Genomic DNA, 17,607 nt, shown 5'->3' with positions numbered 1-17,607 from the left:
CAAGTGACCGCGAGAGGCGCGAGAATGCGCCAAGGCACGTTCTCTTTTATGAGAAAATGATCTTCTGCCACCGCCCGCTCTTATACCGGCAGACAAAGAAGATCCCGCGCACGAGCCAGTCGATCGTCATCGCGACCCAGACACCGAAGATTCCCATATGAAACTCCATAGTCAGCAGATAGCTGAAACCGAACCGGAACACCCACATGGAGATGATGGAGAGGACCATGGTCACTTTTACATCGGCCGCGGCGCGCAGTGTGTTCGGCAGTGTGAAGGACAGCGGCCAGATCGTCACAACGCAGGCGGCATGATACAGGATAATATCGTTTGCGTATCGGGCGGCTTCGTCGGAAAGATTGTAGACCGACAGGATAAACGGCAGTGCCAGGATCACGATCAGGTTTGATGCGATCAGGCAGAGATACTCCACGCGCATCATGTGCCTTGTGTAATATTTTACCTGCTCGAAATCTCCTGCGCCGACGCACTGGGCGCAGACCGTGAGGAGTGCGAATCCGAAGGACATTCCCGGCAGGATCGCGAAGTTTGCGATATTGTTGCTGACTGCGTTTGCCGCGAGTGATGCGGTTCCGAGACCGGAGACGAGACTTAAAACGGCGATCTTTCCGAGCTGGAACATACTATTTTCCAGGCCGTTCGGGATGCCGATGTAAAGGATCTTTCTTAACACATTCCACTTGATCTTAAACGGATACGGGTGCAGGATGTGAAGTTCATGTTTCTGGTCATTCAACAGGACAAGAATTACCACGCAGGCAACACCTCGTGACACGACCGTCGGGATCGCAACGCCCTCGACACCGCAGTGAAATCCGAAGATCAACAAAGCATTTCCGAACACATTGATGGAGTTCATAAGGAGCGACGTCTTCATAGCGATATTGGAATTTCCCATAGCACGGAAGATTGCGGCTCCGGCGTTATACATGGCGATCATCGGGATGGAAGACAGGACGATCAGCAGATAGGTACGGCTGTCCTTCATGACTTCCGGTTCGATCTTTCCGAAGACATGGTACAGGATCACGTTCTGCCCGAGGTATCCAAGGATCATGATGAAGATCGAGAACAGGAACGTAAAGTTGAAGAGCTGGGCGGTCGCCTCACATCCGGTCTTCGGATCTTTTCTGCCGAGATACTGGCCGGCGATGACGGCGCCGCCGGTGGCGAGAGCCGTGAAGATATTGATGATGAGCAGCATGACCGTGTCGACTAAGGAAACTCCGGAGACGGCAGCTTCCCCGACACGCGCCACCATGATCGAGTCGGAAAGTCCCACGGCAACCTGAAGAAACTGATCTACGATCAGCGGGATGATCAGGCGCACCAGGTCTTTCCGGCTGAAAAGACGGTTATTCATATGTAGATACATCCTCCTGAAAATAAATGAAATTGCAGAACATGGAGATCTTTCTATGTAAAGAAAAAATATAATACACGTTTTAACATATTTTTTTAAGTTATGCAATTAGGAAAAGTTCTGATTTTTAAGCGGAAGATGGGGAAAATATTGTGACTGTTCAGCAGACGGAGCAATGTATGTAAGAAGAAAATACATCGCATGATCAGGAAAAGCGTCCAGCATTTTGGGTACAGCGTGTAAAATACAAGGTGGAGAGCGAAAGCATGGAAAAGTGGGGCGGTTTTCTGGTGAAAAATGTGGACACAGGGCGGACTGACAATATGGTAGCGGGAGCATGGAGGACTCTCGGCGGGCTCCAAAGCACATCATTTTGTAAAAACTAACAAAAATCTTCCTGTTTTTTAAGAGATTTATAAGAGGAAGTCCCTTTAAAATATAAGTCACTTATGCTATAATGTCCCTAGTATAGGGCGTAGTGTGCCAAAAAACAGATGAGAAAAGGAGAGCATATGAAAGGAATCATACTTGCCGGCGGAAGCGGCACAAGACTGTATCCGCTCACGAAGGTAACTTCCAAACAGCTTTTACCAATTTATGATAAACCAATGATCTATTATCCGTTATCCGTGCTGATGAACGCAGGAATCAGAGATATCCTCATCATCTCCACACCGGACGATACCCCGAGATTCGAGGCACTGTTAGGTGACGGAAAACAGTTCGGCGTGAACTTATCCTACGCCGTACAGCCGAGCCCGGACGGACTTGCCCAGGCGTTCATCATCGGTGAAAAATTCATCAATGGTGACTCTGTTGCGATGATCTTAGGAGATAATATCTTCCACGGACAGGGCTTAAAGAAGCGTCTCCGCGCAGCCGCAGAGAAGGAGAAAGGCGCAACCGTATTCGGCTACTATGTAGATGATCCGGAGCGTTTCGGTATCGTTGAGTTCGACGAGACCGGAAAAGCGATCTCTATCGAGGAGAAGCCGGAGAAGCCGAAGTCCAACTACTGCGTAACCGGTCTTTATTTCTACGACAACCGCGTTGTGGAGTACGCAAAGAACTTAAAACCATCCGCAAGAGGCGAGCTTGAGATCACAGACCTGAACCGGATCTATCTTGAGAACGGTGAGCTTGATGTAACACTCTTAGGTCAGGGCTTCACATGGCTGGATACCGGTACCCACGAGTCCTTAGTTGAGGCCACAAACTTCGTCAAGACCATCGAGACCCACCAGCACAGAAAGATCGCGTGCCTGGAAGAGATCGCCTACACAAACGGCTGGATCTCCAAGGAAGAGGTTATGGCCGCATACGAGATCTACAAGAAGAACCAGTATGGCCAGTACTTAAAGGATGTTATCGACGGAAAATATATCGACAAACTGCCGGGACACGCAGATAAGTAAAACGAAAAGAAACAGCAGGATTTCAGCGCACTCACGCCCAAACACAAAGCGTTTGAGTGAAAGCTTCTGAATTGATACAGGAAAGGATGGAACATGAGCTGAGTGTATTTCTGTATGAAAATTTTGCAGTCAGGATCATGTTCATGAAGGAGAAATAAACACATGAAAATCATCGTAACAGGCGGCGCCGGATTTATCGGCGGCAACTTCATCCACCATATGGTAAACAAATACCCGGAGTACCAGATCGTAAATCTCGATCTCTTAACATACGCCGGAAATCTTGAGACATTAAAGCCGGTCGAGAATAAGCCGAACTACAAGTTCGTAAAGGGCGATATCGCAGACCGTAAATTCGTATTCGACCTCTTCGAAAAAGAGAAACCGGATATCGTTGTAAACTTCGCAGCGGAGAGCCATGTTGACCGTTCCGTTGTAGATCCGGAAAGCTTTGTCCGCACAAATGTTATGGGAACTACAACGCTGCTTGACGCATGCCGCACCTACGGAATCAAGCGTTACCATCAGGTTTCCACCGATGAGGTTTACGGAGATCTTCCGCTGGACCGCCCGGACCTCTTCTTCACAGAGGAGACACCGCTCCACACCTCCAGCCCGTACTCTTCCTCCAAGGCAAGCGCTGACCTCTTCGTTCTCGCCTACCACAGAACCTACGGACTTCCGGTGACGATCTCCCGCTGCTCTAACAACTACGGTCCGTACCACTTCCCGGAGAAGCTGATCCCGCTGATGATCAGCCGTGCCCTCGCAGACGAGGCGCTTCCGGTATACGGAACAGGCGAGAATGTCCGCGACTGGCTCCATGTTTCCGACCACTGTGAGGCCATCGACCTGATCATCCACAACGGACGTGTCGGTGAGGTTTATAACGTCGGCGGACACAATGAGAGAACAAACCTTGAGGTCGTTAAGACGATCTTAAAGGCATTAAATAAGCCGGAGAGCCTCATTAAATTCGTAACAGACCGCCCGGGCCACGACAGACGTTACGCCATCGACCCGACAAAGCTTGAGACAGAGCTTGGCTGGAAGCCGAAGTACAACTTTGATACCGGTATCCAGCAGACGATCCAGTGGTATCTGGACAACGAGGACTGGTGGAAGCACATCTTAAGTGGTGAGTACAGCAATTACTTCGATAATATGTACGGCGACCGCCTTGGTAAAGATTTAAAGTAAGTAAGATCATAAATCAGCCCTGCACCGAGGATTCTGGGGCAGGGCTGATTTTTTACGAAAGGAACAGACAGATATGAGAGTTTTAGTGACAGGTGTAAAAGGCCAGCTTGGTCATGACGTAGTAAACGAGATGGAAAAACGCGGGATCACTCCGATCGGAGTGGACCTCGCTGAGATGGATATCACCGATAAAGAGGCATGTGACCGCGTGATCACGGAGGCCAATGTCGATGCAGTGATCCACTGCGCAGCTTACACTGCTGTCGATGCGGCTGAGGACAATGTGGACGTGTGCATGAAAGTCAACGCAGGCGGAACGAGAAACATCGCGGAAGTCTGCAAAAAACTCGGCATCAAGATGATGTACATCAGCACGGACTATGTATTCGACGGACAGGGAACCCGCCCGTGGGAGCCGGATGACGAGAGACATCCGTTAAATGTCTACGGACAGTCCAAATATGAGGGCGAGCTCGCAGTCGAGGAGCTGGTCGAGAAATTCTTTACCGTCCGTATCGCCTGGGTATTCGGCGTAAACGGAAAGAACTTCATCAAGACCATGCTCCGGATCGGAAAAGAGCGCGGAGCTGCTTCGGTCGTTGACGATCAGATCGGTTCCCCGACCTACACTTACGACCTCGCAAGACTTCTCGTGGATATGATTCAGACGGACAAATACGGCAGATACCATGCGACAAACGAAGGACTCTGCTCCTGGTATGAGTTCGCCTGCGAGATCTTCCGTGCAGCAGGAATGGATGTCAAGGTGACACCGGTCCACTCCGATGAGTACCCGGCTGCAAAGGCAAAACGCCCGATGAACAGCCGTATGAGCAAGGAAAAACTCACACAGAACGGCTTTGAGCGTCTTCCGGAGTGGAAGGATGCCGTTGCAAGATATCTGAAGGAAATTACCTGGTAGGAGGGATTAAATCCTCAAAAATATTCATAATTCGCTCTTTTTTTTGCGGAAAATGGCTGCTTATTCATGTTTTGGGCGGGTCCCAAGGTCAAAAATCTTCCTGCAGGCAAACTTGCATCGGATTTCTGACCTTTTGACCCTGGTATTATCATAATCTGTATATAGATAGAAAACTGCGGACCTTATAGAGAACCGGGATATCGGACAACGGCAATATCCGGTTCTCTATAAGGTTCGCGGGTCATGGAGGATTGAGGAATGGGAAAATATTTTGGCACCGACGGCTTCCGCGGAGAGGCGAACGTAAATCTGACCGTGGAGCATGCATATAAAGTCGGAAGATTTCTTGGATGGTATTACGGAAAACAGGCAAAGGGAGACCGCTGCAGAGTCGTGATCGGAAAAGATACAAGACGTTCCAGCTATATGTTTGAGTATTCCCTGGCAGCGGGACTCACAGCGTCCGGAGCGGACACTTATCTCTTACATGTGACGACAACTCCGAGCGTGTCCCATGTGATCCGCACGGAAGATTTCGACTGCGGGATCATGATCTCTGCCAGCCATAACCCGTACTATGACAACGGCATCAAGGTCATGAACGGCAACGGCGAGAAGCTCGAGGAGAGCGTGATCACAGAGATCGAGAAGTACTTAGACGGAGAGATGGAAGAGATCCCGCTTGCAAAGAGAGAAAATATCGGAAGAACGCAGGACTTCGCGGCAGGAAGAAACCGCTACATCGGCTATCTGATCTCCATTGCGACGAGATCCTTCAAGGGCAAGAAAGTCGGTCTCGACTGTTCCAACGGAAGTGCTTCCTCCGTTGCGAAGAGCGTATTTGATGCCCTCGGTGCAGACACTTATGTGATCAACGACCAGCCGGACGGCCTCAACATCAACCGCGACTGTGGATCCACGCATATCGGAAATCTTCAGAAATTCGTGAAGGAAAAAGGCCTGGATGTCGGATTTGCATACGATGGTGACGCAGACCGCTGCCTGGCGGTGGATGAGAACGGAAATGTCGTGGACGGCGACCTGATCCTCTACATCTGTGGAAAGTACATGAAGGAACAGGGACTTTTACGCAACAATAAGATTGTCACGACGGTCATGTCAAACCTCGGTCTCTACAAAGCGCTGGACCGCGAGGGTATCGGCTATGAGAAGACAGCGGTCGGTGACAAGTATGTATATGAGAACATGTCAAAGACCGGAAACTGTCTCGGCGGTGAGCAGTCCGGACATATTATTTTCAGCAAATATGCGACGACCGGTGACGGTATCTTAACTTCCTTAAAGATCATGGAAGTCATGCTGGAGAAGAAGGAGACACTTGGAAAGCTTGCTTCTGAGGTTACGATCCTTCCGCAGCTTTTAAAGAATGTCCGTGTAGCAGACAAAGCGGCGGCGTTAAACGACCCGGATGTACAGGCAGCCGGAAAAGCCGTTGACGAGGCGCTCGGAAATGACGGAAGACTTCTTCTGCGCCAGAGCGGGACTGAACCGCTGATCCGCGTGATGGTCGAGGCGGAGACACCGGAGATCTGTGAGAAATATGTGGATCAGGTGATCGACGTGCTGAAGAAAAAAGGGCATGTGGTGGAAGGCTGATTGCTTGAAATATAAAAGATGAACGATGAGGCAGTGAGGAAATTCGCTGCCTCATTTTACATATGGTGGTAGTGGATTTTGCCGATTCGGAATGCGAAGCATCGGCAAAATCAGTTACTGTTTGTGCAAGGCGTGAACAGCAATATTTGCATATCTCCTATATCTAAATGTTATGGCATAGATTCTTGCGATTCCTTTTTTACAGTGATATAATGAAAAAACGGAAATGGACGGTCGAAAATGCGTCCGTCGATTGAATTTCACAAAAAAAGGACTGATGAAAATGGGGTTAGACCTAAAAGCGTAACATTGTTTATAATTGAGAAGTACAGCGTGGTTTACCGACTCCGTGGCCTGCGACTATGAAGCTGGAGGGAAACTGCAGTGCCTGGAAAGACTGCATGATTACAAAAATTCATGAAATGCAGGAATGAAAATGACTTTTATCAGAAAAGCGGAGGAAAGAAACTATGATGAATTATAAGAGATATCAGAGAGTACCGGTCATGAATTACCCGGAGAGGGAGTGGCCGAATAAAGAGATCCAGAAAGCGCCGATCTGGTGCAGTGTGGATCTGCGCGACGGCAATCAGGCACTTGTAGAGCCGATGGTCGTTGAAGAGAAGATCGAAATGTTCAATATGCTGGTGCAGATGGGCTTCAAGGAGATCGAGATCGGTTTCCCGGCCGCTTCCCAGATCGAATTTGACTTTTTAAGACAGCTCGTAGAACGCAGGCTGATCCCGGACGATGTGACGGTTCAGGTTCTGACCCAGTGCCGTGATCACCTGTTAAAGAGAACCTTCGAGTCCATTCAGGGAATCCCGAAGGCAGTTGTGCATATTTACAACTCTACATCCACTTTACAGCGTGATGTTGTATTCCATATGGACCGCGAGGAGATCAAGCAGATCGCAATCGACGGTGTCGATATGGTAAAGAAGTACATGAAAGATTATGACGGAAAAGTGATCCTGGAGTATTCCCCGGAGAGCTTTACCGGAACAGAGATGGACTATGCGCTTGATATCTGCAACGCGGTCCAGAGAGCGTGGGGTCCGACACCGGACAATAAGATGATCATCAACCTTCCGTCCACTGTCGAGATGACGACACCGAACGTATTCGCAGATCAGATCGAGTGGATGAGCAAACATCTGGAGAACCGCGAGAGCATCATTTTAAGCGTTCATCCGCATAATGACCGCGGAACAGGTGTCGCTGCTGCAGAACTTGCAATGCTTGCAGGCGCTGACCGCGTTGAGGGAACCCTGTTCGGAAATGGTGAGCGTACCGGCAACGTGGATATCCTGACCATCGCCTACAATATGTTCTCCCAGGGAATCGATCCGGAGCTTGAGATCGGCGACATCAAGAAGATCGCGGAGGTTTACGAGCGCTGCACAAAGATGCATATCGATCCGCGTCATCCGTATGCTGGAAAGCTGGTATTTACTGCGTTCTCCGGCTCCCATCAGGATGCTATCAACAAGGGAATGCATGCGCTTATGGAAAGAAAGAGCGAGATCTGGCAGGTTCCGTATCTGCCGATCGATCCGTCCGATATCGGAAGAGAGTACGAGCCGGTGGTCCGTATCAACAGCCAGTCCGGAAAGGGCGGTGTTGCTTTCGTTATGGACAGCTTCTTTGGATTCAAGCTTCCGCGCGGCATGCACAAGGAGTTCGCGGATGTGATCCAGAAGATCGCAGAGAAGCAGGGTGAGGTTGCGCCGGATCAGATCATGGAAGAGTTCCGCATCGAGTATCTCGACCGCAAGGAACCGTACCACTTCCGCAAGTGTAAGATCACAGATTTCGAGTCCGGAGACCAGTTCACAACCGTTGCTGTTGTTACCTACTCTGACCATGGCGAGACAAAACAGTTTGAGGGTGTCGGAAACGGCCCGATCGATGCTGTGAAACGCGGACTGGAGGAGGAGCTTGGTATCTCAATCAAGGTTCTCGATTACAGCGAGCATGCGCTGACATCCGGTTCCGGGGCTCAGGCGGCTTCCTATATCCACCTGATGGATCAGAAGACCGGCAAGGTGACATACGGTGTCGGCATCAGCTCCAACATCACGAGAGCATCCTTAAGAGGTATCTTCAGTGCAGTTAACCGTCTGTTTGGAGATGCAGAGTAAAATAATAATGTCGGATATACGTTCAGTGCTGCGATAAGGCGCAAAGAGAAACTGCAGTGTCCGGCGGCAAATCATAAGAAAATTTTAAATGCGGCAGAAATGGGAATGCAATCCTGTTTTTGCCGCATTTTTGCGTCATATTTTTAATGAAATGTAAGGAAAAAGAGAAGAGTTTTTAGGAAGTTTTCTGTATAATACAAGTACAAACAAAAAACGAAAGATATCTAACGGAGATATCGAAAACAAATAGCCACCGTGGGAACGATGAAAAGGAAACCGGTGGGAAAGTGAAAAAGTATATTCCGGAAACGGAAATATTTAGAAGAGGAGGGTTTCTATGAAGAAGAGATATTTTGCAGGTGCAGCAGTTGCAGCGATGATTTTAACCGCAGGAATGGCGATGACCTCCTTTGCGGACTGGTCACAGCAGAATGGAAAATGGTATTACTACAATGACAACAACGGACGCCTCGTTCGGAATGACTGGGTATGCTCCAATGATGCATGGTATTATATGGATTACAATGGAGTGATGCAGACAAACAGCCTGATCGATGATACTTATTATGTAAATGAGAATGGTGTCATGATCACAAACACATGGAAGTACATCAACAACAGCCGCTGGAACGAAAGCGGATGGAGATATTTCGGAGCAAACGGAAAGGCGTACACAAACGGCTGGAAACAGATCAATGACGTGTGGTACCACTTTACGGATTCCGTTTTAGATATCGGCTGGGTGGAGATCGATGGTAAGATCTATCATTTAGAAGATTCCGGAGCTATGACGACGGGCTGGAGAAAACTGGCGGACAGAGAGGATGACTGGGGTGAGTACTGGTATTACTTTAATTCCAGTGGAAAGCTGATTTATGATGGTGAGCTGAAGATCTCCGGTGAGACCTATATCTTTGACCACAGCGGAAGAATGCTGACTGGCTGGGTAAATGAGTCTGATTACACATCTACAGGACGTGACGACCTCTCCAACAGCGATGTCAATGCCCTTCGCTACTTCCGCAGCGGCGGACAGCAGATGAACGGCTGGAGATATATGGCATCCCCGGATGACGCTGAGGAAAACTGGTACTACTTTAAAGATGGCCGCGCATACTCCACATCCTATAAAACAACGGAGGCCTGCGGATACGGAATAGCGAAGATCAAGGGAGAGACCTACTGCTTCGATAAGAAGGGCCGCATGAAGACAGGTCTTGTGGAGCTGAGTGATGGCAGAAAGTTCTACTTTGACAGCGACGGAAAGATGAAGACCGGACGGATTGTGGTCAATGACGATAACCATGACAACGAAGTATTCTACTTTACGACTTCCGGCAGTATCGGAAAGAGAGGCGACGGATTCACGGGTGTGAAGGACGGAAGTCTCTACGAGAACGGACGCCTTGTGAGTGCGGAAGAAGGAATGAAGTACGAGAAAGTCACCGTTGACGGAAAGACATATGTAGTCAATGAATCTGGTAAGGTTAAGACCAGCGGAACCGTGACAGACGCGGATGGCGTGAAATATAAGATCACGAAGGATCAGAATGGTGGATATAATGTAGAAGTTTCCTGGTAGGAATGGACACAAAAAGCTTGATTATATAAAGGATGATGACGGCGATGTTTTTATTGAATTGAAAAGAAAGTGTGCCTATTACATTATCTCATATGATTAGGAGGGAATGAATAGCTATGAAGAAAGCAAATTTTTTTATTTATCATCTTTGACAGTTATTTTGTTTAATATATTCTTTATTGGCTTTATTCTGAAAAACGGACATAAAGAATATATTCCTCCGGCAGGAGTCATTACATATGAATATTGGAATGAGCTGGTAAAAAATCCAGAATTAGTCGATGAAGTACTGGCAAGTAATGTTGCGAATATTTCAAGCGTATCATGCATTATATTTGTGCTTGAAATTCTATATGCACTGGCTGTTTACGATAGTTTAAGAAGTAGAGACGGACGATGGATACTACTCATAGTTCCTATAGCTTTTATCTCATACAAGATATGTCGACAGCTTTTCATAACGTATATCCCGGTGTACCATATGTTTATGCTGCTTCTACCGACTGAATTTGTATCAATAGTTCTGGAAGTCTTAAATTTATATGCGTATAGAAGATCTCGTAGCAGGGAAATGCTGAAAAACAGTACACACAGATAATGTAGAATTTCATAGAAACCCATAAAGAGAGACCCCGGCGGGCAGCTGCCGGGGTCTCTCGCGTTTTTGGGGGAAAAGACAGATGGATATGCCGATTGAAACGGTCTGCGCAGATGAAAAGTGGTAAAATATGAAACGAACAAATGTTTGCATATAAAATGGAATTGTGGTATACTGACCGTAACACGGGACAGTAACCGGAATCCATGGAAAACGTATAGTCCCGGAACTCTGTGAGAATGATAAAGCAAAAGCAGACATGGCAAAGAGGAGAGACACAATGCCGAAGCAATATATAAAAATACGAGGTGCCAACGAGCACAACTTAAAAAATATTTCCCTGGATATCCCAAGAAATGAGCTGGTGGTCCTGACCGGACTTTCCGGATCGGGAAAATCCTCCCTGGCATTTGATACGATCTACGCGGAGGGACAGAGACGCTATATGGAGTCTCTGTCCTCCTATGCGCGTCAGTTCTTAGGCCAGATGGAAAAGCCGGATGTTGAGAGCATCGAGGGACTTTCCCCGGCGATCTCCATCGACCAGAAATCCACGAACCGCAACCCGCGTTCCACTGTGGGAACCGTGACGGAGATCTACGACTATATGCGTCTTCTGTACGCGAGGATCGGTATCCCCCACTGCCCGAAGTGCGGCAGGGAGATCCGGAAACAGACCGTGGACCAGATGGTGGACCAGATCATGACACTGCCAGAGCGGACGAAAATCCAGCTTTTAGCGCCAATGGTCCGTGGAAGAAAAGGACGTCATGAGAAGGTTCTGGAACAGGCGAAACGCAGCGGTTATGTCCGCGTGATGATCGATGGAAATCTCCACGAGCTGTCTGAGGAGATCACGCTGGAGAAGAATATCAAGCACAATATCGAAATCGTTGTGGACCGTCTCGTTGTGAAGCCGGGGATCGAGAAGCGTCTGACGGACTCCATCGAGACGGTGATGAAGCTGTCCGACGGTCTTATGATCGTGGATGTAGCTGGCGGCGAGCCGATCAACTTCAGCCAGAGCTTTTCCTGCCCGGACTGCGGGATCAGCATCGAGGAGGTGGAGCCGCGAAGCTTCTCCTTTAATAACCCATTCGGCGCCTGCCCGGACTGTTTCGGTCTGGGATATAAGATGGAATTTGATGAGGATCTGATGATCCCTGATAAGTCCCTGAGTATTAACGAGGGAGCGATCGTCGTCCTTGGCTGGCAGTCCTGCGCGAAGCCGGGAAGCTTTTCGAGGGCGATTCTGGATGCCCTGGCGGCAGAGTATCACTTTGATCTTGATACTCCGTTTAAAGATTATCCGAAGGAGATCCATGATATCCTGATCTACGGAACCGGTGGAAAGGAAGTAAAGGTCCACTATACAGGACAGCGCGGAACCGGCGTTTACGACGTGGCCTTTGAGGGCCTGATCGAGAACGTAAACCGCCGTTACCGGGAGACGTTCTCCCAGGCCAGCAAGGCAGAGTACGAGAGTTTTATGCGGATCACACCGTGTACCACCTGTCACGGACAGCGTTTAAAGCAGTCTTCCCTGGCGGTGACGGTAGGTGGGCTGAATATTTACGAAGCTACGAATATGTCCATCGTAAAATTCAGGGAGTTTATCGATGATCTGAAGCTATCTGAAATGCAGAAGATGATCGGTGAACAGATTTTAAAGGAAATCCGGGCGAGGATCAGCTTCCTGATCGATGTGGGACTGGATTATCTGTCCTTATCCCGGGCAACCGGTACCCTTTCCGGCGGCGAGGCACAGCGAATCCGTCTGGCGACCCAGATCGGCTCCGGACTTGTCGGAGTTGCCTATATCCTGGATGAGCCGAGTATCGGACTGCACCAGAGAGATAACGATAAGCTGCTGAAAACGCTGGAACATCTTCGGGATCTCGGAAACAGTGTGATCGTCGTGGAACACGATGAGGATACGATGCGGGCGGCGGACTGTATTGTGGATATCGGTCCGGGGGCCGGGGAGCACGGCGGAAATGTGGTCGCTGTGGGAACGGCAGCCCAGATCATGAAGTGTAAAGAATCGATCACCGGTGCGTATTTAAGCGGCCGGATCAAAATTCCGGTGCCGAAGGAGAGAAGAAACCCCACAGGCTGGATCAAAATCCGCGGCGCGAGGGAAAATAACCTGAAAAACGTTGATGTGGATGTGCCGCTTGGAATTATGACCTGCGTGACCGGTGTGTCGGGATCGGGAAAGAGCTCCCTGATCAACGAGATCCTCTATAAGGCGCTGGCGAAAAAACTGAACCGCGCCCGGACGATCCCGGGAGACCACGACGGAATCGACGGCGTGGAACAGCTGGATAAGATCATCGCTATCGACCAGTCTCCGATCGGAAGAACTCCGCGATCGAATCCGGCGACCTACACCGGTGTGTTTGACCTGATCCGTGATCTATTCGCAGCGACCACCGACGCGAAGGCGAAGGGATACTCAAAGGGACGGTTCAGCTTCAATGTAAAGGGCGGCCGATGCGAGGCCTGCAGCGGTGACGGAATCATCAAGATCGAAATGCATTTCCTGCCGGACGTCTATGTGCCCTGTGAGGTCTGCGGCGGAAAGCGGTACAACCGTGAGACTCTGGAAGTGAAGTATAAGGGAAAGAGCATTTACGATGTTCTGAACATGACCGTGGAGGAGGCGTTAAAGTTCTTTGAGAACGTGCCGTCTATCGCGAGAAAGATCGCGACATTGAACGATGTGGGACTTTCCTATATCCGTCTTGGACAGCCCTCAACGGAGCTTTCCGGCGGAGAGGCGCAGCGGATCAAGCTCGCCACAGAGCTTTCCAGACGCGGAACCGGAAAAACGATCTATATCCTTGATGAGCCGACGACAGGACTCCACTTCGCGGATGTCCATAAGCTGGTGGAAATCTTAAGAAAGCTTTCCGAAGGTGGAAATACGGTGGTTGTGATCGAGCACAATCTGGATGTGATCAAGACCGCGGATTATATTATCGACATGGGACCGGAAGGCGGAGATCGCGGCGGTACCGTGATCGCGAAAGGAACGCCGGAGGAGATCGTGAAGGTTCCGGAGTCTTATACGGGGCAGTATGTCAAGAGGTATCTCGAGAACGGAGATGCCAGTTCAGACGAGTAAAGGTTACTTTTCATGGGTAGGAATTTTCTGAACTGAAAATTCCGTACAATACAGTTGTGGCAGCAGATTTTGCCGATTCGGAATGCGAAGCATCGGCAAAATCCTGTTACCGTGCGCGGGCATGGAGTGCCCGTGTACGGTAACGAGTAAAGAAATGAAAGTTTTGAATCATCACTTGGAATACTTCCGGCGGTATGTTATACTAAAATAATAAGAAAATCATAATTGCCCGACAGTAATTTCTATTACAGTTCAGCCGTACGCTGGTTTGTCTGAACTGAATTTCCTGCTATCGGGCAGTTATGTAAAACAGGGATCACACAGGAGGAATAAGCCCATGCTGTTAGTAAAAAATGCAAAAGTTTACGCACCGGAATATCTCGGAGTGAAGGATATCCTGATCGCCGGAGGAAGGATTGAAAGAATTGCGGATCATCTGCCGGAATATGAGGGATGTGAAGTAATCGACGGAACCGGAAAGATCGTGACTCCGGGTATTATCGACCGTCATGTCCATGTGACCGGAGGCGGCGGAGAAGGAAGCTTCCACACTCAGACACCGCAGGTCCAGCTGTCCAGCCTGATCAAGGGTGGTGTTACAACTGTACTTGGACTTTTGGGAACGGACGGAATCAGCAGAAGCGTGGAGAATCTTTTAGCAAAGGTAAAAGCGTTGAAAGAAGAGGGAATTTCCGCTTATGCGATCTGCGGAGCCTATGGTTATCCGAGTACGACCGTGACCGGAAGCGTCAGCAAGGACATTATGTTTATCGATGAGATCCTTGGAGTGAAGCTTGCGATCTCTGATCACCGTGCGCCGAATATCACGACAGAGGAACTGATCCGTCTGGCCAGTGATGTCCGCACCGCAGGAATGCTGAGTGGAAAACCTGGATTTATCTGCCTTCACATGGGCGGAGATAAGAGAGCATTAAAACCGGTATTTGAGGCATTAGAGCGTACCTCGATCCCGCCGAAAACATTTCAGCCGACTCACGTGGGACGTGACGCGAACCTCTTAGAGGATGCGTTTAAGTTCGCGAAGATGGGCGGAACGATCGACCTCACCTGTGGGGAATCTGAAAGCAAGTTCCACTCTGTTGCAGACGCTGTCAAGAAAGCGAAAGAAGAAGGCGTTCCAATGGAGAAGGTGACCATGAGCTCCGATGGACAGGGAAGCTGGTCTAACTATGACGCAGAAGGAAAACTTGTGGAGATCGGTGTTTCCGATGTGGATACGATCTACCGTCAGATCGTCTACATGGCAAAAGAAGAAAATATGGATTTTGAGGAACTTCTGGCTCTCGGAACTAAGAATCCGGCGATGGCTCTGGAATTATATCCGAAAAAGGGTGCTGTGAAGGAAGAAAGTGATGCCGATATCCTGATCATGAATGAAGATCTCTCTCTTGATACGGTGATCGCTATGGGCGTACCTATGATGAGAGACGGAAAAATCCTTAAAAAGGGAACGTATGAGAAATAATGTTGCTGCCTGTGCGAGGTGCAAACATACCTGATTATGTACAGGAACCTTCATAGTTATTTTTCATGGGTAGGAATTTTCTGAACTGAAAATTCCGTACAATACAGTGATGGTAGTGGATTTTGCCGATTCGGAATGCGAAGCATCGGCAAAATCCTGTTACAGTGCGCGGGCAAGGAGTGCCCGTGTACTGTAACCCTTCATACTCATTAAAGTACAGGTTTTGAGGGAAAGCACTTGCCAAGTTTCCATGAATCCCTTATAATTAGATCCAAATAGGAAAATTTATATCTGTCTGGCATTCCGGCACAAATCGATGCGGATTGCCGGGCAGTTATCAAGAAGTACATGCACATATTTCAGGAGGCACCCGATGAATCAGGAAAAAATTATTGTTATCGACTTCGGCGGCCAGTACAATCAGCTGGTTGCCCGTCGTGTCCGTGAATGCCATGTATACTGTGAGATCTACTCCTACCGGACTCCGATCGAACAGATCAAGGCTATGAATCCAAAGGGAATCATCTTAACAGGTGGTCCGAACAGCGTTTACGAGGAAGGCGCTGCAACATGCAGCAAGGAATTGTTCGAGATGGGCGTTCCGGTACTCGGACTCTGCTACGGCGCACAGCTGATGTCTCATGTTCTCGGCGGACATGTATGTAAGGCACCGGTACGCGAGTACGGTAAGATCGAAGTAACTGTGGATAAGACAAGCAAGCTCTTCGGAAATGTATCCGAAAAGACGATCTGCTGGATGAGCCACAATGACTACATCGAGAAAGCCGCACCTGGATTTAAGATCGTTGCACATACTCCGGACTGCCCGGTTGCAGCTGCGGAATGTGCGGAAAAGAAATTATATGCGATCCAGTTCCATCCGGAAGTTCTTCATACTCAGGAAGGTACAAAGATGCTCCACAACTTCATCTACGAAGTCTGCGGATGTGCCGGAACATGGAAGATGGATGCATTTGTCGAGAACAGCATCAAGGCGATCCGTGAGAAGGTTGGAAACGGAAAAGTTCTTTGCGCGTTATCCGGTGGAGTTGACTCTTCTGTTGCAGCCGTTATGCTCGCAAAGGCAGTCGGTGACCAGCTCACCTGTGTATTCGTTGATCACGGTCTTCTCCGCAAGAACGAGGGAGACGAGGTCGAGGAAGTATTCGGACCGAACGGCCCGTATGATCTGCACTTTATTCGCGTAAATGCCCAGCAGCGTTTCTACGATAAATTAGCTGGCGTTGAGGAGCCGGAGAGAAAGAGAAAGATCATCGGCGAAGAGTTTATCCGCGTATTCGAGGAAGAGGCAAAGAAGATCGGCGCCGTTGACTTCCTGGTACAGGGAACAATTTATCCGGACGTTGTTGAGAGTGGCCTCGGCGGAGAGTCCGCAGTGATCAAATCCCACCACAATGTCGGAGGACTTCCAGATTACGTTGACTTCAAGGAAATTATCGAGCCACTCCGCGACCTGTTCAAGGACGAGGTTCGTAAAGCCGGTCTGGAACTTGGAATTCCGGAGAAGCTCGTATACCGTCAGCCGTTCCCGGGTCCGGGACTTGGTATCCGTATTATCGGCGCCGTAACACCGGAGAAAGTAAAGATGGTACAGGAAGCTGACGCAATCTATCGCGAAGAGATTGCAAAGGCAGGAATCGACCGCAATATCGGTCAGTACTTCGCAGCCCTGACCAATATGCGCTCCGTAGGCGTTATGGGTGATGAGAGAACCTACGACTACGCGATTGCCCTGAGAGCTGTAAACACCATCGACTTTATGACTGCTGAGGCCGCTGAGATTCCGTGGGAAGTTCTCGGAACCGTTGCAAGCCGAATCGTCAACGAAGTGCCGCACGTAAACCGCGTACTGTATGACTGCACGGGGAAACCGCCGGCTACGATTGAATTCGAATAATTTTCAAAAGCTCGCAAAGCCTAGTAAAATGGGCGTTTGCGAGCTTGTTTTTTGCCTTGTGGTACTATTTTGGTACTAAAGTGAGCTGTGCAGGAATAGAAAATTGATGGCTTGGAATGCTTGCATTCCACAGACAACAGATTTCTATTCCTATAGGGCGAACGCCCTACATCGAGATGAAGCGAAGCGGAATCGAGATGGTGCACAGCGG

General features: G+C 49.1%; 11 protein-coding genes. 10 read left to right on the top strand and 1 reads right to left on the bottom strand.

The annotated features are described in order from the left end of the window. Positions 1-46 precede the first annotated feature (46 nt). On the bottom strand, positions 47-1,384 hold the full coding sequence (locus tag FN001_RS11660) for an MATE family efflux transporter (protein WP_142411923.1): 1,338 nt from the start codon (positions 1,382-1,384) through the stop codon (positions 47-49). A gap of 512 nt (positions 1,385-1,896) precedes the next feature. Between FN001_RS11660 and rfbA the strand changes: the two genes are divergently transcribed. The 10 genes from rfbA (at position 1,897) to guaA (ending at position 17,396) form a co-directional block, all read left to right on the top strand. Further along, a complete protein-coding gene (gene rfbA / locus FN001_RS11655; RefSeq protein ID WP_015552504.1) occupies positions 1,897-2,799 on the top strand; it encodes a glucose-1-phosphate thymidylyltransferase RfbA in 903 nt (300 codons plus the stop codon). Positions 2,800-2,961: 162 nt separating this feature from the next. Then, a complete protein-coding gene (rfbB, locus tag FN001_RS11650) occupies positions 2,962-3,999 on the top strand; it encodes a dTDP-glucose 4,6-dehydratase (RefSeq protein ID WP_015552506.1) in 1,038 nt (345 codons plus the stop codon). 73 nt (positions 4,000-4,072) lie between these two features. Beyond that, positions 4,073-4,921 carry a dTDP-4-dehydrorhamnose reductase gene (gene rfbD / locus FN001_RS11645; RefSeq protein ID WP_142411922.1) on the top strand — a complete coding sequence of 283 codons (849 nt, stop codon included), beginning with the start codon at positions 4,073-4,075 and terminating at the stop codon, positions 4,919-4,921. Positions 4,922-5,179: 258 nt separating this feature from the next. Further along, entirely contained in the window at positions 5,180-6,538 is a 1,359-nt protein-coding gene (gene glmM / locus FN001_RS11640) for a phosphoglucosamine mutase (protein WP_142411921.1), read from the top strand. Between the two features lie 470 nt (positions 6,539-7,008). Next, positions 7,009-8,682 carry a 2-isopropylmalate synthase gene (leuA, locus tag FN001_RS11635; RefSeq protein ID WP_118600140.1) on the top strand — a complete coding sequence of 558 codons (1,674 nt, stop codon included), beginning with the start codon at positions 7,009-7,011 and terminating at the stop codon, positions 8,680-8,682. A gap of 337 nt (positions 8,683-9,019) precedes the next feature. After that, positions 9,020-10,264: a hypothetical protein gene (locus tag FN001_RS11630; RefSeq protein WP_142411920.1), complete on the top strand. Its 1,245-nt coding sequence runs from the start codon at positions 9,020-9,022 to the stop codon at positions 10,262-10,264. Positions 10,265-10,370: 106 nt separating this feature from the next. Beyond that, positions 10,371-10,862 carry a hypothetical protein gene (locus FN001_RS11625; RefSeq protein WP_117504601.1) on the top strand — a complete coding sequence of 164 codons (492 nt, stop codon included), beginning with the start codon at positions 10,371-10,373 and terminating at the stop codon, positions 10,860-10,862. A 280-nt stretch (positions 10,863-11,142) separates the two neighbouring features. Continuing rightward, entirely contained in the window at positions 11,143-13,992 is a 2,850-nt protein-coding gene (uvrA, locus tag FN001_RS11620) for an excinuclease ABC subunit UvrA (RefSeq protein WP_142411919.1), read from the top strand. Between the two features lie 337 nt (positions 13,993-14,329). Further along, on the top strand, positions 14,330-15,478 hold the full coding sequence (iadA, locus tag FN001_RS11615) for a beta-aspartyl-peptidase (RefSeq protein WP_142411918.1): 1,149 nt from the start codon (positions 14,330-14,332) through the stop codon (positions 15,476-15,478). A 373-nt stretch (positions 15,479-15,851) separates the two neighbouring features. Further along, positions 15,852-17,396 carry a glutamine-hydrolyzing GMP synthase gene (guaA, locus tag FN001_RS11610; protein WP_142411917.1) on the top strand — a complete coding sequence of 515 codons (1,545 nt, stop codon included), beginning with the start codon at positions 15,852-15,854 and terminating at the stop codon, positions 17,394-17,396. The last annotated feature ends 211 nt before the right edge of the window (positions 17,397-17,607 follow it).

It is taken from the genome of Clostridium sp. Marseille-P7770 (assembly GCF_902143525.1).
In the GTDB taxonomy this organism is placed as follows: Bacteria; Bacillota; Clostridia; order Lachnospirales; family Lachnospiraceae; genus Pilosibacter.
Note: the sequence above shows the minus strand (reverse complement) of the source record. Positions and strands in the feature narration are given on the sequence as shown.

Excerpts from the sequence above, each read along its gene's own strand:
- FN001_RS11630 (WP_142411920.1), top strand. The coding sequence starts at position 9,020 with ATGAAGAAGAGATATTTTGCAGGTGCAGCAGTTGCAGCGATGATTTTA.
- glmM (WP_142411921.1), top strand. The coding sequence starts at position 5,180 with ATGGGAAAATATTTTGGCACCGACGGCTTCCGCGGAGAGGCGAACGTA.
- guaA (WP_142411917.1), top strand. The coding sequence starts at position 15,852 with ATGAATCAGGAAAAAATTATTGTTATCGACTTCGGCGGCCAGTACAAT.
- FN001_RS11660 (WP_142411923.1), bottom strand. The coding sequence starts at position 1,384 with ATGAATAACCGTCTTTTCAGCCGGAAAGACCTGGTGCGCCTGATCATC.
- rfbD (WP_142411922.1), top strand. The coding sequence starts at position 4,073 with ATGAGAGTTTTAGTGACAGGTGTAAAAGGCCAGCTTGGTCATGACGTA.
- rfbA (WP_015552504.1), top strand. The coding sequence starts at position 1,897 with ATGAAAGGAATCATACTTGCCGGCGGAAGCGGCACAAGACTGTATCCG.
- leuA (WP_118600140.1), top strand. The coding sequence starts at position 7,009 with ATGATGAATTATAAGAGATATCAGAGAGTACCGGTCATGAATTACCCG.
- uvrA (WP_142411919.1), top strand. The coding sequence starts at position 11,143 with ATGCCGAAGCAATATATAAAAATACGAGGTGCCAACGAGCACAACTTA.
- iadA (WP_142411918.1), top strand. The coding sequence starts at position 14,330 with ATGCTGTTAGTAAAAAATGCAAAAGTTTACGCACCGGAATATCTCGGA.
- rfbB (WP_015552506.1), top strand. The coding sequence starts at position 2,962 with ATGAAAATCATCGTAACAGGCGGCGCCGGATTTATCGGCGGCAACTTC.
- FN001_RS11625 (WP_117504601.1), top strand. The coding sequence starts at position 10,371 with ATGAATAGCTATGAAGAAAGCAAATTTTTTTATTTATCATCTTTGACA.